Origin of the sequence: Holdemanella hominis (assembly GCF_014306155.1) — a bacterium.
Taxonomy (GTDB): domain Bacteria; phylum Bacillota_I; class Bacilli_A; order Erysipelotrichales; family Erysipelotrichaceae; genus Holdemanella; species Holdemanella hominis.
This window is the reverse complement of record NZ_JACRWH010000132.1, coordinates 1-752: the sequence shown is the minus strand read 5'-3', so window position 1 is coordinate 752 and position 752 is coordinate 1. Positions and strand designations below refer to the sequence as shown.

General features: G+C 30.7%; 3 protein-coding genes. 1 reads left to right on the top strand and 2 read right to left on the bottom strand.

What is annotated here, in order from left to right; genetic code table 11:
• Positions 1 to 214, bottom strand: a 214-nt coding sequence (locus tag H8911_RS12235; RefSeq protein WP_186999850.1) for a DDE-type integrase/transposase/recombinase, incomplete at its 3' end; no start/stop codon positions are given.
• A 40-nt stretch (positions 215 to 254) separates the two neighbouring features.
• On the opposite strand from H8911_RS12235, the gene H8911_RS12230 reads away from it, so the two are divergent.
• Positions 255 to 416: a hypothetical protein gene (locus tag H8911_RS12230; RefSeq protein ID WP_186999849.1), complete on the top strand. Its 162-nt coding sequence runs from the start codon at positions 255 to 257 to the stop codon at positions 414 to 416.
• On the opposite strand, the gene H8911_RS12225 is transcribed toward H8911_RS12230, so the two are convergent.
• The coding region (locus H8911_RS12225; protein ID WP_186999848.1) for a transposase at positions 408 to 752 on the bottom strand (345 nt) is incomplete at its 5' end. The genes H8911_RS12230 and H8911_RS12225 overlap by 9 nt on opposite strands.

Below are 752 nucleotides of genomic sequence, written 5' to 3'. Positions count from 1 at the left end.
ATGGTGTGCCTTTTTTTGAATAACTTAGAATCAGTCCTGCCGTTAATTTTTTATAAAGTTTGCTTGTATAATGTACTCCTCTATCCGAATGAATAATTACAGGATTCGCTGTTTTTCTCTGCTTTCTAGCCATCTCTATACATTTCAATACTTCTTCCACTTCCAATGTTCTTGATAATGTCCATGCAATTATTTTTCTTGAATATAGATCCATTACACTTGTAAGCTAACTATATAAAATTCAAGTAATTTTTATGAAAAAGTTTGAAAATATAAAATTACTAGAATTTTTAGTTATTTTTGAATTGATCTTTGAAAATGTGAATATTGGATTAAATTTAGGCATGACGAAAAGAACTTTTAAAATGCGTTTTTTTAAAAGTTCAGATGCTTTAGATGCATTGGTCTTATCTTAATAATGCAGGATCAAATGATTGTCCTGTTTCTAGTAAATGATAAATGATTCTAAGCAACTTTCTAATGCAGTGGCCTTGAGCACAACGGTGTCCTTTACCTTGAGAAATCTTTAATAGATAGTATTTCTTAAATACAGGATTATTGTTAATTACAGGCAGTATGATTTGATACAAAGTCTTTCTAAGATACTTAGATCCCTTCTTGGTTATGCCAGTATGTTGGGCGTTGTATTGACTCGATTCATAGTGATATGGTGCTACTCCTGCAAATTTAATGATTTGAGAAGGCTTGGAATAATTGCCAATATCTCCTAATTCGGCTAAAATAGAAGTACC